The sequence below is a fragment of the Methanofollis sp. W23 genome (assembly GCF_017875325.1).
Lineage (GTDB): Archaea > Halobacteriota > Methanomicrobia > Methanomicrobiales > Methanofollaceae > Methanofollis.
In genome coordinates this window covers 1,334,066-1,358,251 of sequence record NZ_JAGGMN010000001.1, presented here as the reverse complement: position 1 = coordinate 1,358,251, position 24,186 = coordinate 1,334,066, and the positions used below count along the sequence as shown (strand labels likewise).

Below are 24,186 nucleotides of genomic sequence, written 5' to 3'. Positions count from 1 at the left end.
CGTCCTCGGTGGGAAGATAGGGGAATGCGGGTGACACACATGCTCCCCACACAAAATCCCCACACAAAAAATGAGGGTTTCTACAGGGCCATAAGAGGATCTATTCAAGTCCGTTCATTGGTACCCTGGCCAGGGGAGATATTGCAGAACATGGTGCGGGCACAGGGGCTGCCGTCATCTTCGATCAACCCGCCGGAACGCACCTGCATGCAGATGTCGCACATGCGCAGCCCCATATGTTCCACACGGTCGGCCACCATGTCGTCGGCAAGTACCCTGATCGAACTGATCACCTCGGTGCCGAGTTCGATCTTGCAGCCGCGTTTTTTGGAGGCGTACTGCGAAACCGATGCCGGCGTGACACCGAGCATCTGGGCAACCTGCTTCTGGGGCAACCCTTTAGTGATCAGTTCCTGCACAAGGCATGCTCGGATACACGGGAGGATCAACCAGACACCAGTCTCACATGGGAGTTTCATAGAATCACAATCCATAAATTCAGAGCGTTATGATTAACAATTGTTAATGGGGATATCATATAAGGGTTGGGAACGTGTCAACGCCAGGATCCTTGAAATCATCAATGCAGGTACGATATGATGGATCTCTATAAATGCCGGTGTATCCAGGTGAAGGGGAGAGAGGCGCATGAGATCGTCGATGAGGTCTGTGCCGAGCGGCAGTATCGTCTTATGGTGAATGGCATGCCGGTCACCAGGATGGTCGCCTCGGCCGAGCAACTCGAGGAGTTGGGGGCGGGTTTTGTCGTCGCAGAAGGACTTGCCGATCATGTCGACGCCGTCGAGGTGGAGGGGGAGGAGATCAGGGTTACCGCCGGACTTCGATCAGGGGGCGACGGGGTCGTCGGATCCTCAGGGGGGACATCCTTTCTTCACCCCCTGCCCTCTGTCATCTCAGACCTGCAGGTCGACATCGATGAGGTCTACCAGATGACCGCCGCCATTGAGTCTGAAGACTGGCGCCGGACCGGTGGGCTCCACTGTTCGGTCCTCTTCTGCGACGGTACCCTTGTCGCAAAGGCCTGTGATGTTGGTCGGCATAATACCGTCGACAAGGTGATCGGCCGCGCTGTCCTCGACGGTCTCGACCGCTCGCGCTGTGTCATCGGGTGCACAGGAAGGCAACCTGCAGGGATGGTGGCCAAGGCCGCACACGCGGGCGTTCCGGTCGTCATCTCGCGGGCGGCCTCGACCGACCGCGGGATCGAGGCCGCAGAAGAGGCCGGGATCACCCTCATCTGCTTTTCCAGAGGGAACCGGTTCACCATCTACACCCATCCTGAGCGGATCGCGGGAGTGAAGGAGTAAGAAGTATGGAAAGAGATGACACAAGAAAAGAGGGCCTGATCGTCCTGGGGTGCCCTGAGGCCCCGGCGCAGGTGAGCCTCGCCGTCCACCTGGCGCATGGCCTCAGGCGTTCGGGTTACGTGCCGGTGGTCACCGGGAACCCCTCGGCACGGCACCTCCTTGCGATGGCCGACCCTGAGCACCACTATATCGGTGAGATGCTCGACCTTGACAGATGTATCGAGGATATCGCCGCAGGTGAACATGACTATGCCCTTACCTTTGTGCTGGTGCACAGGGAGAGCGGGGTCAGTTATGCCGGGACGCTGAGTGTGGTCTCAACAGGGCGTGTGATCGCGGTGGTCTTTGGGAAGGAAGCAGAGGTTCTCGCATCGCTCATCGACTTTGAGTGCGAGAAAGTGGTCGCTCAGGTGGTCCATAACCCCATGCCACTGAAGAAGGCGATTGACAGGGTGATGAAATGGGATGTGTAGAGGCTCTCAACTACGAGATACTTCTCAGGTATTGCTCATTCAAAGAATACCGAGCATTTATCAAGGAGCATTACCGAGAAAAGTATGAGGTACAGCCTGGGTACAAGATCTTTGACCTGACCCTCATCGGGGTGCCGCCGATACCCATCGGGGTCGAGGGAGACTCTGTGATCTTCCCGTATACCAAACCCTGCCACGGCACCTTCGTCCTGAAGGTCGAGGGGAAAGAGGAAATAAAAAAACTGAGGTCCAGAAAATGAGAGTTAAAATAAAGGCATTTGCGACATTCAGAAATCATCTTGAGAACGAACGTGAGATGGAGGTGGCAGAGGGGACGACCGTCGCCACTCTCCTCGACATGCTCATCCAGGAACGTCCTCCTCTCAGGGAGGAGATGTTCAAAGAACCGGGAGTTCTCCAGGACCACGTCAATATTCTCAGGAACGGGAGAAATATCCATTTTGAAGACGGTCTTGAGACTCTCCTTTCCGACAATGACGTGCTCTCGCTCTTCCCGCCGGTCGGCGGTGGATAAGAAAAAAAGTTGAAGTCAGGTGAGGTTGGGCAGAGACGGCGGGGATGGGGCGGGTCCACGCCCCCCCAGAAATGGACCGCAGCCCTTCCCGCCAACAGGCCTGGAGGTATGGTGAAAAGAGCCTCCGCCTGTTATATCCTGCACACCTGTGTGGCTGTGCTGTGATGAACTCCGGCAACCAGCATGGTGCCGTCCGCCAGCGCACTGATGTGCGATGGAAGCATGTCCATATCGTCCCTGGGTTGGGACGACCTGGCAGGCCCGGCAAGCCTGTACTTCTCCTACTTTCCGACACCCCGTCATCGAGGATGAAGCGCGTCCCCCCACTTACGCACTACATAGTGTCTCTGGGGCAAAGCACCCCTAGGGGTATCTGATATATAAATGTATCCTGAAATTCCAGAACCTGGAGTAATGCTGAAGTTATCTCTGCTTACAGGTATCAGGAAGGCTATCAGAATCTCCAGGGATCGTTTCCAGATAAATCGCCCCATAAAAAAATCTGGAACAGATGCCAGAATGAAAGGGGGAGTGTCGTGGACCGGGGACACGCGCAAGGCATATATAATAAGCAATACAATTGAAAATTTCTGCGAATCCCAGACCTGCCACCTGGCCGCCCCTCTCTCCGGACACCCGCACCGACCTGGGACCAATCAGGCGCTTTTCAGTCCAGCATGATCTCTCATCTCTTCTGCTATCCGGGTTAGAGTCATATAGCCCTCTTGACCCCGCAGGGTGATGCAATCTCCGAAAAGATGAAATGAAGAACCTTCAGTGGACGCGCATAGATAGATCATGACCGACCTCATCTACCTCCTTGTCCTTGTCGTCACCGGCCTCCTTGTCGGAGTACTTTCAGGGCTCCTTGGCGTAGGTGGGGGATTTTTTATGGTCCCAATACAGTTCGGGCTCTTTTCGTCCCTTGGCGTCCCTGAAGACCTCGCGCTCAGGCTCTCGTTCGGGACCAGTCTGGCGGTCATCCTCCCCACCGTGGTGAGCGGGGCCATCGGTCACCACCGAAAAGGGGCCGTCGTCTGGCGGGCTGGTATCCTTCTTGGCCTCTCCAGTCTGGCGGGAGTGGTCACGGGGGCGTATATTGCGACGCATATCCCTGCCGCACCCCTCGAGATCTTCTTCGGTTTCGTCGTCCTTGCTGCAGGCGCCCGCACCTTTCTCTCTCCGCCTGAGGGGGAGGTGGACGGTGCTCCAGAGGTCAACGTCCGCGCCTGCCTTCTCTGGGGTCTCCCGGTCGGTCTGGTCTCGGGGCTCACCGGGATCGGGGGTGGCGTCCTCCTGGTCCCGATCCTGGTCGTGGCCATGCACTTCGGGATGCGCCATGCCGTTGCCACCTCGATGGTGGTGATGGTCTTCACCGCGGCCGGAGGGGTCGCCTCGTACATTCTCAACGGCCTCGGGACGCCTGGCCTGCCGTCCACTGCTCTTGGCTATGTCGACCTCCTCCAGGCGGCGGTCCTTGTGGCGGCGAGCATCCCTGCTGCACAGGTGGGGGTTCTCATCGCCCACCGCATCCCCCAACAGTTCCTGAAATATGCTTTTGTTGCGCTTACCGTCTTCATTGGATTGAAGATGACCGGGGTCTTCACCCTGATTGGCCTCCCGTTCTGAAGTGGTCAGCAGAAGACTGGACCTAACAGCCAGGGTGGTTGACCTGACAATGATGAACTTTCGGCTCTGGAGAACCCCTCACTTATCGTGGGAAGCATGTGTGTCACCTGTCTTCCTATAGTCTCTTGACGCGAGGGTTCGGGGGCGGCACGTCCCCCGTCAGAGACTACCTCGTTAAGGATTTACCATGAAAATGATCCTGACGATTATCTCTCCAGGTTTGCATGAGAATTTGAACCAGCCAGATCTCGTTGAAGATGATATGCAGATGACAGAAACGCCTTCAGTGTGATCGGCGTTCTGCTTTCCCACCTCTATCGCCATCCTGGGGATCCCGGGGGCAACGCCCCCGGCATGGGGGTGCAGGAAGGCACGACGATCCGATGTGCCGCCCCCCATCGTCGAATCTTCGCCGCTATCTCGCGCCGGGGGGTTGCACCCCCAGGACCTCCCATGGATCGAAGATAGGTGGGGGCGGCGATGGAATACGATCCCCCCCGATTCTCCTCTCTTGAAAAGAGAGAGAGCGAGTGACGAGAAATGTTCATCCCGTATGCTTGAGCCGGAGGTTCATGTCCGATTCTACAGAGTTCAGGGATTTCTTCAGGCACGGGGAATTGGCCAGGGTCATTTCGTTAGAAATATATGAGTACACGTTCGAGGTGAAGAACGGTGAACTATGGACCGTTATCAGTGCACTATCTGCGGGTACATCTATGATCCTGAGAAAGGAGACCCTGATGGCGCTGTAGGACCAGGCACTCCCTTCGAGGATCTTCCCGAGGATTGGACATGCCCGGTCTGCGGCGCTGCGAAGAGTGACTTTGTGAAGATGGACTGAGCCGACACAAGATACTGCCCGGCGGCGGGGAGGCCTTCCCTTCCCTGCATGTCCAGGTCTTTCCTGATACGGAGGCTATGCAGAGTCTGGCATGAACTCCTGGCTCACGCATATTGGATGAACATTTCTCATCGCGTGCTTATTTCTCTCATTTCAAGACCGGAGAATCGGTGGAGACAATGTTCAATTCGCCGCCCCCATCTCTCCTCATCGCGGGAAGATGCAGGGAGGCGGGTGAGGCATGCTCAACCAGGAATTGGTAAGGGCTTCTACAGGGCCGATACGAAGACTTATAGCAGAAAATGATGACTGTGGAGATGATACCATGACGAAATACAAGTGCTCGATCTGCGGTCATATCTATGACCCGGCAAAGGGAGAACCCGGCCAGGGTATCGAGGCAGGCACCGCCTTTGCAGACCTACCAGACGACTGGAGATGCCCGGTCTGCGGGGCCGTGAAGGCAAAGTTCAACCCGGTGGGGTGAACAATGGCGGTACGCGAGATCGCCCCGGGTGTCTATGCGGTGGGAGCCATCGACTGGGACCTGCGCCTCTTCGACGCCCTCATCGGCACCCCGCAGGGGACAAGTTACAATGCCTTTGTGGTGAAGGGACGCGAGAAGACCGCACTCATCGACACGGTCGACCCGAAGTTCGAGGAAGATCTGCTCAAGAACCTGATGAGGCTCGGACTCGGGTCACTTGACTACATCGTGATCAACCATGCCGAGCAGGACCACTCAGGAACGCTCCCACTCCTCCTTGAGATGTTTCCGGGGGCGACGGTCATCACGAACGAGAAGTGTCGCGACCTCCTGGTGCGTCTGCTGCTCGTGCCAGAAGACCGTATCCAGACGGTCAAGGACGGGGAAAGTCTCGATCTTAGCGGGAAGACCCTTGAGTTCATGATCACGCCATGGGTCCACTGGCCTGAGACGATGATCACCTATGCACGCGAGGACGGGATCCTCTTCTCCTGTGACCTCTTCGGCTCTCACCTTGCCACAAGTGAACTCTATGCCGACGACTTCATGCAGATCTTCCCGGCGGCCAAACGCTATTATGCCGAGATCATGATGCCGTTCAGGGCAAGTGTCAGGGCGGCCCTTGAACGGGTGAGCGCCCTTGACCTCAAGGTTATCGCCCCGAGTCACGGCCCCCTGTACCGCAACTCCTCCCCCATCCTCGACGCCTATGCAGAGTGGACCTCTGATGCGGTCAAGAACCTGGTCCTCATTCCCTATGTCTCGATGCACGGGAGCACCGCGAAGATGGTCTCGTTCTTCACCGACGCCCTCATCGAACGGGGGGTCGAGGTGCAACCCTACGACCTCACCAGGGCCGACCTCGGCGAAGTGGCGATGGCGGCCGTCGACGCCGCGACGATCGTCATGGCGGCACCGACCGTGCTCTTTGGCCCGCATCCGGCAGCGGTCCATGCCTCGTACCTCATCTCGGTCCTCAGGCCGAAGACAAAGTTTGTCTCGGTCATCGGTTCGTATGGATGGGGGGGAAAGACGGTGCAGCACCTCCAGGAGACGCTCTCCCGCCTGAATGCAGAGATGATCGAACCGGTCTATGTGAGAGGATATCCTGGCGGCGAAGACCTGGCGGCGCTGGCCGATCTTGCCGACACAATCGTTAAAAAGCATGAGGATGTAGTCCCGTGATCAGAGGAGAGATGTGTGATGACCACAATTCTGGATGTTTACAAGTGTGAAGAATGCGGGAATGTCGTGAAGATCGCCCATGCCGGCGACGGCGAACTGGTCTGCTGCGGTCGGCCGATGGTCAGAATGGAGGAACAGTGGGAGGAGGCCGGGGCGGGCGAAAAGCATGTCCCGGTCCTCGAAAACGCGTCAGGTGGCATAAAGGTCAAGATCGGGAGTGTACCCCATCCGATGGAGGAGAAGCACTATATCGAGTGGGTCGAGGTGCGCAAGGGGCGCAAACTCTATGTCCACAAACTCAAACCCGGCGATGTGCCTGAGGCCGGGTTCCCGGTGGACGACACCGACGCAAAGACCCGTATCTACTGCAACATCCACGGGCTCTGGACAAACCGGAAGTAACGGTTTTGTAGAAACCCCCGGGATGCCTCCCCGTAGCAAGGGGTGTCCCGCCCCCCAGACCCCCGGGATGCGGGGGCGCCGCGCCTCCAGCGAGAGTGATGGCGGAGGCACGCCGATCAGAACGCCCGCCCTTCATTGTAGGCTCTTTCCTGCAATCTCGTCCCGGGGTCAAACCCCTTCATGATGAGGAGAGGGGGCAGCGAATTGAACACGGTCCTCACCGATTCTCCTGACTTCATATGGGAGATCAGGTCACGAAAAATTTTCATCCCCTATGCGTGAGGCGTGATCTCGCGTCATGCCGAATTCTACAAAACCAGTTCTGTAGAAATCCTCTGGAGAGTTATTTTTGGCGGGGGGTGTGCCGCCCCCCGGTCCCCCGCGCGATTCGAGAGGCGGTGGAGGGCATTACACTCTTCATGACGATTGAGTGTGCTTTCCCGGCCCTATCTTCATTCTGGAGGTCCGGGCGGCATTCGCCCCCGGCGAGAAGATGGGGGAAGGCGGTTGAATCAAGTTCGAACCCAGAAAAGGCAAGGGTTTCTACAGGGCCACAAAATCCTTTTTTTGGCTTTGAGGTTATTCCAAAACTTCCCCGCCCTCTCCTTCTCAGAAGAGAGCACTGGATTTGGTGGAGAATCTTCCCTCTCTCCGTTGCCCAACCATTCCTTCATGCCTTCCAACTCCACCATACCGGGGCGTTGCCTCCGGATCCCGGGGATAGCAATGAGGACGGGAAGGCAGAGCGATGATCGTGATGAGGAGATGCGGTTCCCCGCCAATTTTCATCCGCAAGGGTCCGGGGGGCGGCATGCTTCCCGGTGGAGGATAGGGTTTAGAAATTCAGGAACGAAAGACTTCAGTTCAAGATGATGGTCAAGCCTCAGGGAGTATTAGGATATGTTCTGTACTAAATTCCCGGCCAGACCTGTCATGAGATGGCGACGTTATGGTTCAGGATTCGACCACCCTCTCATAAGGCGCCCAATCCAGTCCCATCTCGTCCCTCGCCCCTGAACACTCTCTCCCACCAGAAGAAGACATGTGCGCAACCCTTATTCCTCAGGCCCCATAGTTCCGGTTGATGAGACCATCCACCTTCAGGGAACAACTTGCCAACTCAGACCGGATCTTCACCATCGGGGTGGCAGGCGACAGCGGGTCGGGCAAGACCACCTTTACTCGCGCGATCAGGGCGATCTTCGGCCCCGACCTTGTGGCCACCGTCACCCTTGATGACTACCACCGATACGACCGCAAAGAACGTCGAGAACTCGGGATCACCCCCCTTGTCCCTGACGCAAACGACCTCGACCTCCTGGCCGAACATGTCGGGCGCCTCAAAGACGGAGAATCGGTCATGAAACCGGTTTATGATCATACGTCCGGCACCTTTGCCGACCCGGTCCCCTTCTCTCCGGCACGGGTGCTCATCCTGGAAGGCCTCCATACCTTCTTTACCCCGTCCTTGCGCGCCCTCCTCGACTTCTCGCTCTTTGTCGACCCTGACCCAGAAGTCAAGAGGCTCTGGAAACTGCGGCGCGATATGGAACGGCGTGGCTACCAGAAAGAAGAAGTGCTCGCCGAGATGGAGACCCGCCTCCCTGACTACGAGCGCTACATCGCCCCTCAACGAAGATATGCCGACACCGTGATCCGGATCGCCTGCTCAGGGTATGGGCGCGACGTGACCCTGGACCAGGACATCTACCAGGTCACGCTCTTCCAGAAACCCCTGGTGCGGCAGACGATGGAGATCGGGCTCTCCATCGACCTTGGTGAGATCTTGATGCTTTCAGACCGTCCATTCACTCTCAGCTACGAGGTGACCACCCTTGACGACAGGAAGATGAGCGCCATCACCCTTGACGGCGCCCTGAACCACTCTGCCATCAGAAAACTCGCCAGGACCATCGGGCGCCAGACCTGCGCCGAAGGCGTGGAGGTCTACCAGCACCGCCACACTCTCACGGCCGGCGAAGTGGTCGAACTCATCCTTGCCTGGCGGATCATCAACCGCTGGTTCGTGCTCACCAGCGGAGAATGGATCGGCCCGTCCATGACCGGGAGAGAAAAAGGATAAGACGTTATGAGCAGAACCTTGTCTGGATGGACCGGTCAGAGTACATCTCCTCTATCGCTCCGGATATCGGGAGGATCCTCAGGTTTATAGGACTCGTCACCTGCGTCCCCCTCCTTGTCGCCGGCATCTATCAGGAGTGGGAGATGCTCCTGCCTATGGGGCTTGTCCCTCTCATCTATGTGGTGCTCGGGTCATTGATGATGCAGGTGCCAAGGCCTGCACGTGAGCCCAGGCTCTCGGCTGCCCTTGCCGCTGTTGCACTTATCTGGCTCCTCTCGGCCGTTATCGGTTCAGTCCCTTTCATCGTCGGCCTCGGGATGCCGGTCACCGACAGCATCTTTGAGGCGATGTCGGGATGGACCGATACCGGTATGACCCTCCTCCCCGACGTCGACGCCACTCCAAAGACCCTCCTCTTCTGGCGGACCTTCATGCAGTGGCTCGGCGGGATCGGGATCGTCGCCTTTACCATCGCCCTGGCAAGCCGCTCTGGATTGGTTCAGCGGGGGCTGTACCGTTCAGAGGCCAGGACCGAGGCCTTCATGCCGAGTGTCGTCGCGACCGGGTTTGCGATGTGGCGGATCTATATCATCATCACAATCCTCTCCATCGGGTTTGTCCTCCTCTCGGGCGTCACGCTCTGGGACGCCACAAATCTTGCGATGACGGCGATCGCCACCGGGGGGTTCACCGTCCACTCTGAGGGGATCCCCTTCTACCAGAATATGACCCTCGAGTTCCTGCTCGTCCCGGTGATGATTGCAGGCGCGATGCCCTTCAAACTCTACTACCTGATGTATCACCACCGGAAGTTCGGGTTTTTCGGGGACCGCCAGGCCATTGCGCTCCTCGCGCTTACCGGGATCGGGTTTCTGGTCGTCGCCCTCGACCTCATCTTCCTGACCGGTGCCGAGACGATAGACGCGGTCCGCCACGGAATCTTCATGGCGACCGCGGCGATCACCAGCACCGGGTTCCAGAACACTTCGCCTTATACCTGGCCGTCGGTCACGGTCCTCTTCCTGGTGATCTTCGTGCTCATCGGCGGGTCGTCGGGATCGACCTCAGGTGGTATGAAGATCTCCAGGGTGATCATCGGGCTCGAGAGTCTTGCCTGGTGGTTCAAGCGGATCTTTGTCTCAGGCAAGGTCGTCGTCCCCTTCAGGCACGGGGGTAAGACAGTGCAGAAGAACATCGCCGAGGTCGAGGTCTCGAAGAACATGCTGATCATCGTCCTCTACTTCCTCACCATCTTCATCTCCACCATCATTATGTTCCATCTCGAACCCGACGCCCCCTTCGAGACCTCTCATGTGATCTTTGATACTGTCTCGGCATTTAGTAACAACGGCATCAGCACCGGTTTTGTCTCGTCTGATATGGGTCTGGGTTCCAAGTGGCTCTTTATCTTCCTGATGTGGTTTGGTCGTCTGGAGATCGTCCCGATCCTGGTCCTCATCTTCGGCCTTGCCAGAGGATTTGAGTGAAGGGAGAAAACGAGGTTCTCTTCTGGATTATCAAAGATGCCTTTCCGTCCCCATCGCCATCCTCTCCAGCTCTGTAGAATCGAGCATGAACTCCGATGAACTCCGGTCTCACGCATACGCGAATGAACATGATCGTGGGTCTCCAGGGCGTGTGGACCTGTGCCCCCTTTTCGCGCAGGACACCACAGGGAGAACACTGTCTCATTGCCGCCCCACCCTTCTCCTCGTCGTAGGGGGTCCGGGGGTGCCCTCCCGGCGCGAGACAACGGTAAAGAGTCTGCGATGAGGAGGGCGGCCGATCAGATCGACGTGCCTTCCCGCACCACTGCACCGGGATGGCGATAGGGACGGGATGAAGATGGGGCCAGGAAGACACAATCAATAGCCATGCAGAGGAAATTGCTGTCTGCCGTCTATCGCTCGTGTGAGGGGTAGGAGGGCGGCCAGCCAGCCCCCCGTAGAACCATCAAGATGATTTCTACACTGCCGTCTCTCCAGGTTTTTCTGAACAATTCGTCCTCTGTCTTCCCCTCTCTTATCTTTCTTTGTCCCAGGGGCCCTGAGGCAACGCCTCCGGCATCTTCACAGACGAAGAGAAGGATCAGAGTTCCTCCCGCCCCCCTGAGATCGGTGGTGAAAAATGTTCATCCTGTATGCGTGATCCAAAGGCTCATGCCAGATTTTCCAGAGTAACTTATTCACTCATTTACTGGATCACCTTCTCTGGTCGACGAGGATAAGTGCCGCCGAGCATGAGGATCTTCGCCACAATGAGTTATCCTGGGGGTTGAGGGGCGGTGAGAAATAGAAAGGGTGCGACATGGCCGGGTTCTGCAATGTCTTGCAGGGAGAGGCCCAAAAGAGGGGGTGCCGTCCTTCTCCCTCTATCTGGACTACATTATTTGTGTTAAAACCAACCGGCTATATATCAGATGCCTCCCTATAGTACCTGGATATGAAACAGATCGCCCTCTACGGGAAGGGTGGGATCGGGAAATCCACCACCTCCGCAAACCTCTCCGCAGCACTTGGAGCAAAAGGCCTCGACGTGCTCCAGATCGGGTGCGACCCGAAGAGGGACAGCACCAGGATGCTGATGCATGGGGCATGGATCCAGACGGTCCTTGACCTGGTGCGGGAGAGGGGCGAGGACACCATCTCGATCGAGGAGGTGGTCCGCGAGGGGTTTGCCGGTGTGAGGTGTGTCGAGGCCGGCGGCCCTGAACCCGGGATCGGGTGTGCCGGCCGTGGGATCATCGCCACCTTCAGGCTTCTGGAACAGCTTGGAGCGCTTCACGGTGACGTCATTGTCTACGACGTCCTCGGCGACGTGGTCTGCGGTGGGTTTGCGATGCCGATGCGGGAGGGGTATGCCGAGGAGGTCTATCTGGTCACCTCGGGCGAACTGATGTCCCTGTACGCGGCAAACAACATCGCCAAGGCCGTGGCACGCCTTGCAAAACGTTCGAAACCGACCTGCAGTCTTGCCGGCGTCATCTGCAACGCGAAGAACATGGCAGGCGAAGAGGATCTGGTCCGTGAGTTTGCCAGGCGGATCAACTCAGAGATGGTGGCCTACATCCCGCGCTCACGCACCGTGCAACTTGCCGAGGTCCACAAGCAGACGGTGATGGAGTACGCCCCCGACTCAGAGCAGGCGGCGGTATACCGCGAACTTGCCGGACGGATCTTTGCCAACGATCAGACGTCGACACCCACACCCCTTGAGATGGATGAACTCGAAGACCTTGCACTCCAGTTCGCAGAGATATGAGGGGTGCACCCTCACCGGCGCCCTCTCGATCACGAGCGGGGTAGAGGACGCGGTGACGGTGGTCCACGGCCCTGAGGGATGCGCCCATCACAATGTCTCTCTTCTTCATGCCGTCATGGCCGAGCAGGGGCGCCCCGCCCTCCCGAGGATCGTCCCGACCGGACTCACCGAAGAGGGCGTCATCTTCGGCGGCGAGGAGGACCTCGCGGCGGCCCTCAGGGCGGTGGCGTCAAGGAAGCCCGGTGTCATCTTTGTCCTGACCACCTGCATCACCGAGACGATCGGGGACGACGCCGCCTCAGTCTGCAGCGAGGACTATGGCGTCCCGGTGGTCATGCTCCCGACCGCCGGGTTTCTCGGCGGATGTTTTTCCGACGGGCTGAACGAGGCCCTCATGACCCTTGCAGGACTGGCCGACCCGGTCGAGGAGGCCGGGGAGACGGTCACCATCATCGGGGAGAAGAACCTGGAGTACGAGGTGGAGGAGAACTTCGCCGAGGTGGAACGGTTGCTTGCGTCCCTGGGTCTTGAGGTCGGGTTGCGGTTTGTCAGGGACGCGCGTTATGCCGACCTCAAGCAGATCGGTGCCGGGCGGCTCAATATTCTCAGGGAGCCGCCCCTCGCCCCGGTGGGCGAGGCGCTGAAGGAGCGCTTTGGCACGCCGTACATCTCCTCGTTTCCCATCAGTCTTGAGGGGAGCACCGCCTTTCTCGAGGAGGTGGGTGCGCTCCTGGACCTGCAGACCGAAGCGGCAGTACGGCAGGAGGAAAAACGGCAGCAGGCGATGATGGACTCGTTTGCAGACCTACGTGGCTCGGTCTTCTCCATCGACCCCATGACCTTCAAGGCCCTGGAGTGCACCCCGGTGCGGCGGGTGATGGAGGCCCTCGACCTGCAGGTCGACGCTGACGGTGCCGGGGTCAGTCTCCCGTACAGCCCGCCGGTCGGGACGGCCGGGATCAGGCGGCTGCTCCACCGGTGGAGGAGGCGGGTCCATGCCTGAGTGCCCGTGCCCTGACCCGCTCTGGCCGTGCGCGATGACCGGGGCGGTCGCCTGCCTCTCAGGATTTTCAGGGTTGGAAGTGGTGATCCACGGTTCGTCGGGGTGCTACTTCTATCCGGCCTCCCTTCTCAAGCGCCCGGTCCATGCCACTCTCATCATCGAGGACGAGGTGATCATGGGCTCTGAGAATCGCCTCCGTTCGGTCGTCTCAGAGGTGGCCTCGTCAGGTCTCCCGGTGGCGGTCGTCCTCTCCTGCGTCCCGGCGGTGCTCGGCGAGGATATCAGAGGAGCGCTCGACGGGATGGACGTCATCGTCGTCGACAGCCCGGGGTTTGCCGGGAGGATGGAGGAAGGATATATGCGGGCGCTTGCGGCTGTCGCCCCTGAGGTGGAAGAAGGGGAGGACGGCGTCACCATCGATGGCCTCAACCCGGTCGACCCCTTCTACAAGGGTAACCTCTACGAGACCCAGCGGCTCGTGGCCCTGGCCGGAGGGAGGGTGGCCGCCGCACTTGCCGCCGGGCCGTTCGAGCAGGTGAAGCGGTGCGGCCCGGTGACCCTCCAGACCGATCCTGACCTGCCTTCTGGGATTGGCAGGACCGCAGGTTCGCTCCTTGGCCTGGAGGCGACGGTCGCCACGGTCTCGAAGGCCGCCGACCACTGTGGTCTCGACTCCACGCCGGTGGCAAAGGAGGCGCAAGCGGCAGAGGAGCGGATCGATCATCTCTGCGACAAGTTCCTTGCCCGTCACGACCCCCCGTCGGCGGCGGTCTTTGGGGGTCGGGCATATGCCGACTTTGCCGCCCGCGCCCTGCGGCGCTATCTTGACGCCGAGATCGTCAGCCTTGCTCCGCGCAATGGCGAGGGCGCGGCTGTCTCCCTGGAAGAGATGCAGGACCGCATCGCCGCCACCGACCCCGACCTCATCCTTGGCTCGTCATATGAGCATGCTGCCGCCCCTCACGTGCCGTACGTTGGGCTCACTTTCCCGCAGCGCGGCCAGGCCCGTCTCCATGCCAGGCCGATCGTCGGGGTCGAGGGAACCCTGGCCCTGATGGAATCGGTGCTCAATGCCTGCGGGCGGACATAGGGGTCCGTGTTTTTTTGTGAGGAAATCTCTGATGATCTGCTGTCCCTCGTGGGCTTCGCCGTGGTGTTGCCCCCCGTACGAGCATGTGAGGAAGGCGTGATGATCAGGCGTGCCGCCCTCATCGCAGAATTTTCATTCCAATCTCGTGCCGGGGGGCGAGTGCCCCCCGGACCCCCCACGGACCCAGGATATGCGAGGGCGGCACGATGATCAATTTCAGGCTCTGTAGAAACCCTCTGGACCTCTCTCTGGCGGGGGGCGTGCCGCCCCCCGCACCCCCCCCGCACTACGATAGGTCGTGGACGGGGCAATCCCTCTTCAGGGAGTTCGGATATGCCTTCCCGGCTCAATCTTTATCTCGGGGGTCCGGGGGCAGAACCCATGGTGAGATGATGGGGAAGGAGGGTGAGTCACGCGCACATCTGGAATTGGTGAGGGTTTCTACAGGGCCTGATTTCTGTTCACTCATCGAACGCAAGAAGAAGGATCAAGGATCGATCCATCCTCACACCAAGGAGCCACAAGAATTTTCATCATGAGGTCATCCCAAAATTCTTCGGCCTTGATATTTGAGCGGAGGAGGTTTCTGAAGTACAGCGTCGTTCAAGACCGTGCTGCGGCCCCGCCCCTATCTTCGTGGTGGGGGGGTCCGGGGGCAGCGCCCCCCGGCGGGAGAAAATCGTTTAACATTCCTCGTCCTTCCAGTGGGGCGGCCCGTCTGATCGGTTCGCCCACTACCATCAATCACGTCGTGGTCGCTGCTCCCGGAACCCCCAGGACGGCGATTGAAGTGGGGAAAGCAGTGGAATGGCTGAGAATAGTCCTGATCAAGGTGATTGATCGAGCCCTGGATACTTTTGGGATATGCTCCATGTATGCTTGAGCCCGAGGTTCATGCCCGATTCAACACAGCCCAATCCAGAGGAGTTCTCCAGAGCATTCATAACAGAAAGGATATCGCAGCGCCGAGGAAGACGCACACGATCAGCGCGACATCCTCCCACCCGGTCTGCTGCATCTGATAACAGGTCGGGCGTGCAGAGGCCCCAAAGCCCCGGCACTGCATCGCCTCTGAGACCTGGCGTGCCCTGGAGAGGACCGAGATGGTCGCCGGCACGGCGAGAGCCAGGATCTTGTGCCGATTTTTGAAGAGATTTTCTCTGTCGAATTCAAGGGCCCTGGAACGCTGGGCATCCATGATATTCCCGATATCCTCGGTGAGGGCCGAGACCGACCTGAGAGCATACCCTAAGGAGAAGGCCAGGGTGTTAGGGAGGCCGGAAGCCCGCAGGCTCCTGACAAAATCGGAGAAGGCGGTCGTCATGATGAAAAGAAACGAGAACCCTCCGACCGAGAGGAGACGCAGGCACATTGCTGTTGAAAATAGGATTCCGCCAGTGGAGAGGGCCAGATTGAAGACCAGGAACTCGGCCGAGAAGTAGGTCGTGCCCCAGGCGACCCGTGGGACGAAGGCATCGATGATGAAGATACAGAGGAGGACAGGGACGAGGAGGCGCAACGACCAGAGGAAGGGGCGGGTCAGGTGCGAGAGCGCGGCGACGGCAAGCACGGTCACGAAGACGAGAAGCAGGGGGAAGGGTTCTTCGGTCGCCATTGCCGCCATGCTGAGGAGGACAAGAGCGACAAGTTTTGTCCTGGGATCGAGGCGGTGGAGCCAGGTGCTCCCCTTGAGATAGTGCACCCCTCGCTCCCGTTTCATCCCCACGCTCCCTCCGATGGGACGACCCGCCCGTCCTGCATCATGACCTCGCGCCCGCCGAGGAGTGCGGCAAACTCATGGTCATGGGTGGTGACGAGCACCGCCTTCCCTTCCTTTGCAAGGCGACGCAACCCCTCCGCGAGTCCTGCCTTGCGGGCAGGGTCGAGGCCGAGCGTGGGTTCGTCGAGGACGAGCACCGACGTCTCCATGGCAAGGATACCTGCAATGGCCACCCGCTGTTTCTCGCCGACCGAGAGGTTGAGAGGAGAAGCCAGGCGGCCAAGCCGCTCCAGGCCCAGGATGTCGATCACCCGTGCGACCGCGGCCTCCCTCTTCTCATGAGAAAACCCAAGGTTCTCTGGTGCGAAGGCGATCTCGTCCCCGATCGTCTCGGCAAAGAGTTGGGTGTCGGCATGCTGCGCCAGGAACCCGACTGTCGAGGCGATCTCGGCCACCGACTTCCCCGCGATCGTCTCCCCCCTGATCCTGACCACCCCCTGGTCTGGCGTGAGAAGTCCGTTCGCATGCCTGAGCAAGGTGCTCTTCCCTGACCCGTTCGGGCCGGCGAGGACGACGACCTCGCCGGTGTGGACCGAGAGGGTGGCGCCGTTGAGAGCCGGGCGGGCGGCCCCAGGATAGGTATAGACGATCTCTTCAAAGGAGAGGATGGGGGGGCGGTCAGGAGTCTCTACTTCAGTCCCATCGCCCTGCTCACGCACCTCTGCCTCAAGGCCTGCCCTCACCGGCGGCCCATCATAAGAGATCGCACCGTCCTGGACCGAGATGAGCCTGGAGCACACCCTGGAAAAATGTTCGTACCGGTGCTCGGCGACGACGACCGTCAGCCCGGACTCCTGGTTCAACCTCTTCAAGACCGAGACGAGGTGTCTGGCACCACTCTGGTCGATCCCCGAGGTCGGTTCGTCGAGGAGGAGGACCACCGGGTGCATGGCAACGACCGAGGCGATGGCGACCCGTTGTCTCTCTCCCCAGGAGAGGGTGTTCACTTCTCTCTGGAGAAGATGCATGATCCCGACGGCCTCGGCCGCCTCCTCGATTCGTCCCCGCATCTGCGCAGGTTCCATACCGAGTTGTTCGAGTCCGAAGGCGATCTCGCTCTCGACATCGCTGGAGAAAAGTTGGTGGTCGGGGTCCTGGAAGACGGTGCCGACCTGGCATGCAAGGTCGCAGACCCTGGTGACCCCAGGGTCTTTCCCGCATACCCGCACCTTCCCTGTGGCCTCACCCAGATCCCCGTGCTGGAAGAGCCCGTTGATGCACCTGAGAAGCGTGGACTTTCCCGCACCAGAAGGACCGGTGAGGAGGATAAATTCCCCTGGTCTGACTGAGAGGTCGAGGTCTCTCAGGACCGTGCCCCACATGGGGTAGGTGCATGAGAGGCCTTGGATCTCGATGACAGGGTCAGGTCGAGGAGGGCGCACCCGCGATCACCCCTGCCCTGATGAGACGAGCGATGACAAGGGCGCCGATCACCCCCCCGATCCCGCCAAAGACAAGATGAGTCACCGAGGCCACGCCGACCCCGAGGACGATGAAAGTGGCCGGGACGCCGAGGAGAAGGTGGACGCTGTAGTTCACTGCCATCTTTGCGATACTTCCCGCGGCGCCGGCGATGAATCCCACGGCGGGGTTGTCCATCCTGAAGTTGAAGACCAGGGCGGTGGCATCGATGACCAGACCCATGGCAAGATACTTGAAGACGTCGAAGAGGTGGAGTGCTTCGAGCCCGAAAAATGAGGCGAGCAGTCCGGTGATCAGTCCGATATAGGTCGCGGCCCCAGGTTTGCGTACCACCCCGCACCCGACAAGGAAGGGGATCACCACAAAGAGACAGGAGTGGCCGGGTGAGTGAAGCGGGACTTTGATCAGCACTTTTGAGACAAAGATAAGGGCGCCGCAGAGGGAGAGGACTGCGATCTCATAGGGGGAGAAGTAAGATTCTTTTCTGGTCATGATACCGCCTCTGTACTGGTCTGAAGCCTGAGCGAGAAGGAGTCCGGCTGGGGTTGGTCCACAGCGACAAGGAGATACACAGCTCCGACACGGCTCCCCCCGGTGTGGGTGATATAGAAACGCCCTGAGGTCGGGGCGTCGGTGGTGACCTGGCCCTTGCGCTCTGCAGGGTCGGTGGTGATATGAAGGGCGTCCTGCCCCACTTTGTTTTGCGGGAACCAGAGAGAGACGGTTGAGGTGGGGATCTCGTCAGGCCCGAGGCCGTGGACATTGGCAAGCCTCATCTCTACCCACTCGCCGGTGTGCCTGAGTGGGGAGGCCTGGGGCATCCCGCGGCCTGGCTCGGCTGTCCCGGTGACGAGGAAGCCGGAGGACCCATAACCGTCCTGTCTGCTGGTCCATGCCCTCCCGCTCCCGAATTTTTTCCCGTACAGGTAGAAGGACGCGGTCCCTGAGAGGTCGTTGAAGGCGTAGTCGACGGCGACGGAGCGGAGGGTGTATAGGGCGGGGTTTCCACCCTGCGGGGTCTCGTTCACCCTGACAAACATGAAGTACCACTCTCTCGTATCGTCTGCGGCAGGGAGGGTGTTGAGGGAGAGGGGGATGAGGTACGGGCGCCAGTCCTGCGGGCCGTAGATGAAGTCGGCCCGCGAGAAGGTCATGTCTGAACTGACCGGGGGTTCGAGGCCGGTCTCAGGGCCGTAAAGCCCTTCGGCAGAGAACTGGACTGCCAGAGCCGCTGCTGCGATTGCGATGAGGAGCGCAAAGGCAACGACGACTCTGGTACGAAATTCCATCTTAATCTCTTTTCACAGGGATGAGGTGCCCGTCCTGTTCATCGACGATGAGGACGATCCAGCCGCCGATCGGGCAGGGCTTTACTGATTTTCCTTCAGGGGCCTCGATGACCCCCTCTGTGATCTGCCGGCCGTCCCGGGTGATGATCGCGTCGATCCCGGCCTCGAAAAGTTCGGCGGCGGTGCACAGGCCGGTGATCTCCCTGATCTTCCCGACCTGGAGGAACCGCCCGTCGTTCCCGGCACGGGCAAGCCCGATCCCTGCCATGGACCCGATGACCCCGTCCTCGGTTCCGCCGAGTCCCTTGAGCATGATGTCAAGGTTCTGTGCAAGGTTTCGCGCCGTCTCCTGCGTGAGCACATTCGCCTTGGCATCTTTCCCGAATGCGATGAGAGCAGGCGTCACCTGGTTGGCAGAGGCGACGGCAAGTCCGGGGTCGCTCCCCTCGACAAAGTCGTCGAGCATGCACTTCTCTGCGATCGCGAAGATCGCAGGGACGTCCTGTTTCTCGGCATGGGGGAGGTGGATGACGGCACAGGAGTTGTGCGAGGTATAGGGGATCGCGTCGTCGACGAAGAGCTGGTGGCGTGTGACGCCGTAGACATTATATTCTCTGGAGAGGGTCGCGGCAACCGCTCTGGCGAGTCTCCCGGTCCCACGGGAGGTGAGGTTGTCGGTGTCGTCCATGGCTACGTAGACTGTCATAGTAATCTGGTGTACTTTTTCGCGTGGATGGATAATAAGGATGCAGGATTTAATCCCGGAATTCTCGGTGAAATCATTTCATTTTGGAAGTGTGGGGGAGGATGGATGTTCAATAGAGTCATTGAACTTCTCCATTATTTTTCGTGATGATCTCCCTGATCACCCTGACAATCGATATGAATTCAGTCTTTTCTGGAGACCTCCCGCCAAAAGAAACTCTGCTGCATTTTGAGAGTGCCTCTCTGACCGTTGCCGTCGTGGGATCGGCCTCAGAGAGGAGGGCGATCGTCTCTTCGTCGGTGAGTTCGGTGCCTGCGCCATGGGTCATGGAGACCTGCTCCCTGAGGGCCCGCGCCGCCCCCCGGTAGGCCTGCACCTCCTCGCCGGCTTCATAGTCGGCCTCGGCCCTGGCAAGGAGGGCGAGAGGGGAGGGTCCGGGGGGCGGCGTGGGCTTCTCTTCTTCTGGAGGGAGGGGAGACGGAGTCTTCTCGTGCCGCCGCCTGGAGGCTGTGTAGGCCGCTGCCAGCAGGAGGATGCATCCGGCCATCAGCCCGATGAGCGGGAGCCAGTTCATCTGCCAGTCGAGGGTGACCTCTCTGACCGCTCCCCCGAAGAGCGTGACATGAATCTCTGCGGTCCCATCGCCGTACGAGAAGGAATAAAACTGTTCCTCTGGGGTGAGGTTCATGACCGTCCTGCCGCGGGCAAGTCCCTCCCCGGTCACCTGACCGGCGTACTCCTGGAAGGTCTGGTTCCCGGCCACAAGGCCGGGGATCTGGAGGGGAGAGGCCGAGGTCAGGCAGGCATAGGCGAGGTCGTCGGCCATCACACCGTCGATCCTGGCCTCTTCACCTTCGCCCCGCAGATAGGTGAGCGTAAACTCCCCACTCTCAGGCTCGCCCTCCTGCCCGGCCTGCTCGAAGCCGTCGATCTTCAACCGGTGGTCAAGGCGCAGGACTACGGGGTCGGCCATCACCCTGGCGAGGAGGTCGTCCTGTGCTTCCCTGATCTGCTGGTCCTCCTCTGCCATCCCGGCCCTGAGGGCGTCGGCGTCCTGCGGCATCTGACCGGCCTGGACCATCCGGTCGGCGGTCGAGGCGGTGTTCTGGCTGCCGCCGGTCCCTTCCTGCGACTGCGCCGCCGATGTCTCGACCGAAGTCACCCTGGCTTCCTGCTCGGACTGGGTCTCTTCATCAGTGATCTCCTCGACAAAGCGGACGGTCACCCCTGAGAGGTGCGCCGCCTTCCCCTCGTACTCGAAGGTGACCGCGAGCCCGAAGGTCGCGGGGATCTCAGAGGTGCCGAGCGTAACGGCGAGGGTGCGTTCCCCGCTCCCGACCTTGATGCTCCGTACCTGGTTCCGTCCGGCACCGACTGTTCCATCGGTCGGTCTCAGTGCCACGGTGAGGGTGCCAGGCACCTCGGCCCCGAAGGAACTGGCGACGTCGAGCGTGATCTCTCCGGTCTCCCCGATCTGGAAGACGTAATCGCTCTGCGGGGCTGAGAGGGTGACCTCCCCCGCCGCTTCGGCGCTGCAGGCCACGACGGCGAAGAGGAGGAGAAGGACAAGGATGAACCGCCTGGTCATGGGAGGATCCTCCCCCTTCCATATCGCAGCCAGCATTCAGCAAGGAGAACGAGGATGGCTGTAAAGAAGAAGGCCCAGGCGACATCGGTCTCCTCGGGTTCCCGCTCGATCTCGTCAGGGAGGGCGGCATAGATCTCCTGGAGGGTGTCGCCGTCGACTGACCTGAAATATATCCCGCCGGTCGTGCTCGCCACTTCCCTGAGTGTCTTTTCGTCGAGGCGGGCATAGTGAGTGGAGCCGTCCTCTGCGGTCCCGAGAGCAACCGGCCCAGAGGACCCGAGGCCGACGGTGTAGACCTGCACGCCCCGCTCCACGGCAAACCCGGCGGCCTGCGTCGGGGAGATGATGCCTGCGTTGTTCATCCCGTCTGAGAGGAGGACCACGATCTTTTTCCGGTTCGGGATGGCGTCGGCCATGTCCACGGCGAGGGCGAGGCCGTCGCCGAGGGCGGTGGGGCCGTCCTTGAGTTTGATGGCCCTGAGTTTTCCGACGACGCGGTCGTGGTCTGGCGAGAGATAGGCGGCGCTCATCGCACCGTTCTCGAAGGTAACGACGCCGGCGTAGTCCTCGCGCTCCAGTCCGTCGAGCAGTTTTTCTGCGGCTGACTTTGCAGACGAGAGACGGTCTGGTGGGTAGTCGGTCGCTGCCATGCTTCCTGAGGTATCGATCGCGAGCACCACTGAGACCCCTTCATGCATCCCTTCCAGTGGCAGGTGGGGGGCGGCGAGGCCGGTGATCAGGAGGGCGATCGCGAGGAGGGTGAGGAGGAAGAGGATCCGAGGCCGCCTTGAGGGTTTCGTATCCGCGATCGCCTCCTTAGCGGTGGACACTCCTGAGAAGAGGAGGGCCTCTCTCTTCCGTGTCTTCTCTGCCCTGAGGTAGAGAAGGTACAGGGCCGGCAGGCCGAGGAGAGCGAGGAGCCAGAGGGGATGAGAAAACCCTGCCACTCAGTGCCACCCCCGCGCTCTTATCAACGCCTCACCAAGGTCGTCCCCTGCCGTGAGTGGGATCAGCGGGGTCATGCACTCGCCGGCGGCCATGGCCAGGTCGTGTGTGCGTCCGACCGAGGCCTCACGGAAACGCTGCCTGACGGCCGGGTCTGAGGTGTCGACGATTACCTGTTCCCCGCTCTCGATGTCTTCGAGAGAGAGGAGGCCGAGGTCGGGAAGTTCCTGTTCATGGGGATCGGCGACGCTGAGGAGCACCACCCGGTGCTTCCCCCTGAGTGCCTTCAGGGCCTTTATGAAAGGAGGGGAGGCAAAGTCTGAGATGATGAGGACGGTGCTCAGGGGGGGAAGGGACGGGGCAAGGGCGCCAAGCGCGGCCTGGAGGTCGGTGCGGCCGGTGAAGGGCATCCGCGCACGCAGGGCGGAGAGGAGGACGGCCACATGTCGCCGTCCCCGGCGTGCCGGGATGAGGTTTTCCATCTTGTCGGAGAAGAGGCAGAGCCCCACCCGGTCGCCGCACGACTCGGCGCCGAGGACGAGGGCCGCGGCCGCGTCGATGATCGTCCGGTCTTTCTGCCCGGCCCCGGCATAACCTCCTGAGGCCGAGCAGTCGACGGCGATGTACAGGCTCATCTCCCGGTCTTCGGTGAAGACCCTCACATATGGATCCGCACGACGGGCGGTGACCTTCCAGTCGATGGCGCGGACGTCGTCGCCCGGGACATAGGCCCTGATCCCGGCAAACTCGATCCCCTGTCCGATGAGGGGGGAGCGGTGCCCGCCCGCAAAGGTGCCGCCGGCCTCGAGGAGGGCCATCAGCGGCACCGGTCTCACCCGTGCGATCAGGTCGGCGACTGTCTCCATCATGGCACCTCGACGACGCCGAGCACCTCGTCGATGATCGCATCACTCCTGATCCCGCAGGCGTCTGCGGTGTAGGTGAGGAGGATGCGGTGGCGCAGGGCATTGTGGGCGACGGCCTTGATGTCGTGGGGGACAATGTAGGCACGCCCCTCCAGGAGGGCGCGGGCCTTGGCCCCCAGCACCAGCGAGAGGGTGGCACGCGGCGAGGCGCCCCACTCGATGTACTCCCCGCTCTCGAGGGCATACCTGTCCGGGTGTCGGGTGGCGTCCACGATCCTGGCGGCGTATTCTCGCACCGCCGGGTCGGCGCGGACGGCGCGCGCGGTGGCCTGGATCGTCTTGAGTTCAGGAACGCCGAGGATGCAGGCGGGGGCGACCTCGGTCCTGGCGGCAAACCGGTCGAGGATCTCGACCTCGTCCTCCACTCCTGGATAGTCCATGATGAGTTTGAAGAGGAAGCGGTCGGTCTGGGCCTCGGGGAGGGGGTAGGTCCCTTCGGACTCGATCGGGTTCTGGGTGGCCAGGACGAAGAAGGGATCGGGCAGGGCGCAGGTCTCACCCTGGATGGTGACCTGCCGCTCCTGCATCGCCTCGAGGAGGGCCGACTGGACCTTCGGCGGGGCGCGGTTGATCTCGTCTGCCAGCACGATGTGGTGGAAGACCGGTCCTTTCACCAGGGAGAAGACGCCGTCGTGCTGGCGGTAGACGGTCGTGCCGGTGATGTCCGAGGGGAGGAGGTCAGGGGTGAACTGGATGCGCGCGAATGAGCAGGCGGTGCAGGCGGCGAGTGTCCGGACGGTGAGGGTCTTTGCCAGGCCCGGCACTCCTTCGAGGAGGACGTTGCCCCCCGCGACGAGGGCGGTGAGGAGGTCTCTGATCGTCTCCTCCTGCCCGACGATCACCTGTTGCATCTCCTTTTTTACCTGTATGAGGGCGTCTCTGCATTCCTGTATCTGTGCGGTTCCTTCTTCTGTCTGTATTGTGTTATTCTGCACAGGACCACAGCCTTAATGTCATATCTTTTGGTATGGAGCGATATTATGATATTGATCTGTCGCCAGGATTAACGATTGGCGGTTAACTCGTGCGGTCCCGCCTGCGTTATTGGTGCGATGTATACATATTTTCCAAATTGGGCCGATAAAAATGGATTTTCCTCGGGCACAGGGACAAAGCGAAAACTATATTTCATCCCCCGACATTAAACATAATTGTTTGATTGGCATCAGAGGTCAATCAACATCCTTGAACAAATAGGCAGACCACACACCTT

At 60.2% G+C, this 24,186-nt stretch carries 24 protein-coding genes; 14 read left to right on the top strand and 10 right to left on the bottom strand.

Translation table 11 applies throughout. The features are described from left to right. Positions 1-104: 104 nt before the first annotated feature. Positions 105-479, bottom strand: a complete 375-nt coding sequence (locus tag J2129_RS05705) for a transcriptional regulator (protein WP_209629953.1) — start codon at positions 477-479, stop codon at positions 105-107. Between the two features lie 120 nt (positions 480-599). Here J2129_RS05705 and fdhD point away from each other — a divergent pair, with 120 nt between their 5' ends. The 14 genes from fdhD (at position 600) to J2129_RS05635 (ending at position 14,317) form a co-directional block, all read left to right on the top strand. Next, positions 600-1,328 carry a formate dehydrogenase accessory sulfurtransferase FdhD gene (fdhD, locus tag J2129_RS05700; RefSeq protein ID WP_209629952.1) on the top strand — a complete coding sequence of 243 codons (729 nt, stop codon included), beginning with the start codon at positions 600-602 and terminating at the stop codon, positions 1,326-1,328. A gap of 5 nt (positions 1,329-1,333) precedes the next feature. Next, a complete protein-coding gene (locus J2129_RS05695) occupies positions 1,334-1,801 on the top strand; it encodes a DUF1890 domain-containing protein (RefSeq protein WP_209629951.1) in 468 nt (155 codons plus the stop codon). Next, positions 1,789-2,061, top strand: a complete 273-nt coding sequence (locus J2129_RS05690; RefSeq protein ID WP_209629950.1) for a DUF1894 domain-containing protein — start codon at positions 1,789-1,791, stop codon at positions 2,059-2,061. The genes J2129_RS05695 and J2129_RS05690 overlap by 13 nt, the downstream gene beginning before the upstream one ends. Further along, positions 2,058-2,336 (top strand): ubiquitin-like small modifier protein 1, encoded by a 279-nt coding sequence (locus J2129_RS05685; protein WP_209629949.1) that lies wholly within the window; start codon positions 2,058-2,060, stop codon positions 2,334-2,336. The genes J2129_RS05690 and J2129_RS05685 overlap by 4 nt, the downstream gene beginning before the upstream one ends. Positions 2,337-3,134: 798 nt before the next feature. Beyond that, complete coding sequence (locus tag J2129_RS05680) at positions 3,135-3,965, top strand: sulfite exporter TauE/SafE family protein (protein WP_209629948.1); 831 nt, start codon at positions 3,135-3,137, stop codon at positions 3,963-3,965. Positions 3,966-4,644: 679 nt separating this feature from the next. Further along, on the top strand, positions 4,645-4,806 hold the full coding sequence (gene rd, locus J2129_RS05675) for a rubredoxin (protein ID WP_209629947.1): 162 nt from the start codon (positions 4,645-4,647) through the stop codon (positions 4,804-4,806). Between the two features lie 325 nt (positions 4,807-5,131). Next, positions 5,132-5,293 (top strand): rubredoxin, encoded by a 162-nt coding sequence (gene rd, locus J2129_RS05670; protein ID WP_209629946.1) that lies wholly within the window; start codon positions 5,132-5,134, stop codon positions 5,291-5,293. Between the two features lie 3 nt (positions 5,294-5,296). Further along, positions 5,297-6,478, top strand: a complete 1,182-nt coding sequence (locus J2129_RS05665) for an FprA family A-type flavoprotein (protein ID WP_209629945.1) — start codon at positions 5,297-5,299, stop codon at positions 6,476-6,478. A gap of 18 nt (positions 6,479-6,496) precedes the next feature. Further along, complete coding sequence (locus J2129_RS05660; protein ID WP_209631268.1) at positions 6,497-6,880, top strand: desulfoferrodoxin; 384 nt, start codon at positions 6,497-6,499, stop codon at positions 6,878-6,880. A gap of 1,084 nt (positions 6,881-7,964) precedes the next feature. Then, positions 7,965-8,963 carry a phosphoribulokinase gene (locus tag J2129_RS05655; RefSeq protein ID WP_209629944.1) on the top strand — a complete coding sequence of 333 codons (999 nt, stop codon included), beginning with the start codon at positions 7,965-7,967 and terminating at the stop codon, positions 8,961-8,963. A 26-nt stretch (positions 8,964-8,989) separates the two neighbouring features. Beyond that, positions 8,990-10,450, top strand: coding sequence for a TrkH family potassium uptake protein (locus J2129_RS05650; RefSeq protein WP_209629943.1), 1,461 nt, complete (start codon positions 8,990-8,992; stop codon positions 10,448-10,450). A gap of 955 nt (positions 10,451-11,405) precedes the next feature. Then, on the top strand, positions 11,406-12,224 hold the full coding sequence (gene cfbC, locus J2129_RS05645; protein ID WP_209629942.1) for a Ni-sirohydrochlorin a,c-diamide reductive cyclase ATP-dependent reductase subunit: 819 nt from the start codon (positions 11,406-11,408) through the stop codon (positions 12,222-12,224). Continuing rightward, positions 12,184-13,227, top strand: a complete 1,044-nt coding sequence (locus J2129_RS05640; RefSeq protein ID WP_209629941.1) for a nitrogenase component 1 — start codon at positions 12,184-12,186, stop codon at positions 13,225-13,227. Before cfbC ends, J2129_RS05640 begins: the two co-directional genes overlap by 41 nt. Beyond that, entirely contained in the window at positions 13,220-14,317 is a 1,098-nt protein-coding gene (locus J2129_RS05635; RefSeq protein WP_209629940.1) for a nitrogenase component 1, read from the top strand. Before J2129_RS05640 ends, J2129_RS05635 begins: the two co-directional genes overlap by 8 nt. Before the next feature lie 940 nt (positions 14,318-15,257). On the opposite strand, the gene J2129_RS05630 is transcribed toward J2129_RS05635, so the two are convergent. The 9 genes from J2129_RS05630 to J2129_RS05590 form a co-directional block, all read right to left on the bottom strand. Further along, positions 15,258-16,037 (bottom strand): energy-coupling factor transporter transmembrane component T, encoded by a 780-nt coding sequence (locus J2129_RS05630; RefSeq protein WP_209629939.1) that lies wholly within the window; start codon positions 16,035-16,037, stop codon positions 15,258-15,260. Beyond that, positions 16,034-17,479 carry an ABC transporter ATP-binding protein gene (locus J2129_RS05625; protein WP_209629938.1) on the bottom strand — a complete coding sequence of 482 codons (1,446 nt, stop codon included), beginning with the start codon at positions 17,477-17,479 and terminating at the stop codon, positions 16,034-16,036. Before J2129_RS05625 ends, J2129_RS05630 begins: the two co-directional genes overlap by 4 nt. Beyond that, positions 17,460-18,011, bottom strand: a complete 552-nt coding sequence (locus tag J2129_RS05620; RefSeq protein ID WP_209629937.1) for an ECF transporter S component — start codon at positions 18,009-18,011, stop codon at positions 17,460-17,462. Before J2129_RS05620 ends, J2129_RS05625 begins: the two co-directional genes overlap by 20 nt. Continuing rightward, complete coding sequence (locus tag J2129_RS05615; protein ID WP_209629936.1) at positions 18,008-18,808, bottom strand: hypothetical protein; 801 nt, start codon at positions 18,806-18,808, stop codon at positions 18,008-18,010. The genes J2129_RS05620 and J2129_RS05615 overlap by 4 nt, the downstream gene beginning before the upstream one ends. A 1-nt stretch (position 18,809) precedes the next feature. Continuing rightward, positions 18,810-19,514 (bottom strand): ABC transporter substrate-binding protein, encoded by a 705-nt coding sequence (locus J2129_RS05610; protein WP_209629935.1) that lies wholly within the window; start codon positions 19,512-19,514, stop codon positions 18,810-18,812. Positions 19,515-19,632: 118 nt separating this feature from the next. Next, positions 19,633-21,102: a hypothetical protein gene (locus J2129_RS05605; protein ID WP_209629934.1), complete on the bottom strand. Its 1,470-nt coding sequence runs from the start codon at positions 21,100-21,102 to the stop codon at positions 19,633-19,635. Next, positions 21,099-22,049: a VWA domain-containing protein gene (locus J2129_RS05600; protein ID WP_209629933.1), complete on the bottom strand. Its 951-nt coding sequence runs from the start codon at positions 22,047-22,049 to the stop codon at positions 21,099-21,101. The genes J2129_RS05605 and J2129_RS05600 overlap by 4 nt, the downstream gene beginning before the upstream one ends. Then, positions 22,050-22,913, bottom strand: a complete 864-nt coding sequence (locus tag J2129_RS05595; protein WP_209629932.1) for a DUF58 domain-containing protein — start codon at positions 22,911-22,913, stop codon at positions 22,050-22,052. Beyond that, a complete protein-coding gene (locus J2129_RS05590) occupies positions 22,913-23,908 on the bottom strand; it encodes a MoxR family ATPase (protein ID WP_348632295.1) in 996 nt (331 codons plus the stop codon). The genes J2129_RS05595 and J2129_RS05590 overlap by 1 nt, the downstream gene beginning before the upstream one ends. Positions 23,909-24,186 lie beyond the last annotated feature (278 nt).

What these genes read in the sequence shown, in the direction of transcription:
- J2129_RS05640 (WP_209629941.1), top strand. Translation starts at nt 12,184, where the DNA reads ATGAACTCGAAGACCTTGCACTCCAGTTCGCAGAGATATGAGGGGTGC.
- cfbC (WP_209629942.1), top strand. Translation starts at nt 11,406, where the DNA reads ATGAAACAGATCGCCCTCTACGGGAAGGGTGGGATCGGGAAATCCACC.
- J2129_RS05650 (WP_209629943.1), top strand. Translation starts at nt 8,990, where the DNA reads ATGGACCGGTCAGAGTACATCTCCTCTATCGCTCCGGATATCGGGAGG.
- J2129_RS05655 (WP_209629944.1), top strand. Translation starts at nt 7,965, where the DNA reads ATGAGACCATCCACCTTCAGGGAACAACTTGCCAACTCAGACCGGATC.
- fdhD (WP_209629952.1), top strand. Translation starts at nt 600, where the DNA reads ATGGATCTCTATAAATGCCGGTGTATCCAGGTGAAGGGGAGAGAGGCG.
- J2129_RS05605 (WP_209629934.1), bottom strand. Translation starts at nt 21,102, where the DNA reads ATGACCAGGCGGTTCATCCTTGTCCTTCTCCTCCTCTTCGCCGTCGTG.
- J2129_RS05630 (WP_209629939.1), bottom strand. Translation starts at nt 16,037, where the DNA reads ATGAAACGGGAGCGAGGGGTGCACTATCTCAAGGGGAGCACCTGGCTC.
- rd (WP_209629947.1), top strand. Translation starts at nt 4,645, where the DNA reads ATGGACCGTTATCAGTGCACTATCTGCGGGTACATCTATGATCCTGAG.
- J2129_RS05695 (WP_209629951.1), top strand. Translation starts at nt 1,334, where the DNA reads ATGGAAAGAGATGACACAAGAAAAGAGGGCCTGATCGTCCTGGGGTGC.
- J2129_RS05660 (WP_209631268.1), top strand. Translation starts at nt 6,497, where the DNA reads ATGACCACAATTCTGGATGTTTACAAGTGTGAAGAATGCGGGAATGTC.
- J2129_RS05665 (WP_209629945.1), top strand. Translation starts at nt 5,297, where the DNA reads ATGGCGGTACGCGAGATCGCCCCGGGTGTCTATGCGGTGGGAGCCATC.
- J2129_RS05620 (WP_209629937.1), bottom strand. Translation starts at nt 18,011, where the DNA reads ATGACCAGAAAAGAATCTTACTTCTCCCCCTATGAGATCGCAGTCCTC.
- J2129_RS05610 (WP_209629935.1), bottom strand. Translation starts at nt 19,514, where the DNA reads ATGACAGTCTACGTAGCCATGGACGACACCGACAACCTCACCTCCCGT.
- J2129_RS05615 (WP_209629936.1), bottom strand. Translation starts at nt 18,808, where the DNA reads ATGGAATTTCGTACCAGAGTCGTCGTTGCCTTTGCGCTCCTCATCGCA.
- rd (WP_209629946.1), top strand. Translation starts at nt 5,132, where the DNA reads ATGACGAAATACAAGTGCTCGATCTGCGGTCATATCTATGACCCGGCA.
- J2129_RS05635 (WP_209629940.1), top strand. Translation starts at nt 13,220, where the DNA reads ATGCCTGAGTGCCCGTGCCCTGACCCGCTCTGGCCGTGCGCGATGACC.
- J2129_RS05595 (WP_209629932.1), bottom strand. Translation starts at nt 22,913, where the DNA reads ATGGAGACAGTCGCCGACCTGATCGCACGGGTGAGACCGGTGCCGCTG.
- J2129_RS05690 (WP_209629950.1), top strand. Translation starts at nt 1,789, where the DNA reads ATGGGATGTGTAGAGGCTCTCAACTACGAGATACTTCTCAGGTATTGC.
- J2129_RS05680 (WP_209629948.1), top strand. Translation starts at nt 3,135, where the DNA reads ATGACCGACCTCATCTACCTCCTTGTCCTTGTCGTCACCGGCCTCCTT.
- J2129_RS05705 (WP_209629953.1), bottom strand. Translation starts at nt 479, where the DNA reads ATGAAACTCCCATGTGAGACTGGTGTCTGGTTGATCCTCCCGTGTATC.
- J2129_RS05685 (WP_209629949.1), top strand. Translation starts at nt 2,058, where the DNA reads ATGAGAGTTAAAATAAAGGCATTTGCGACATTCAGAAATCATCTTGAG.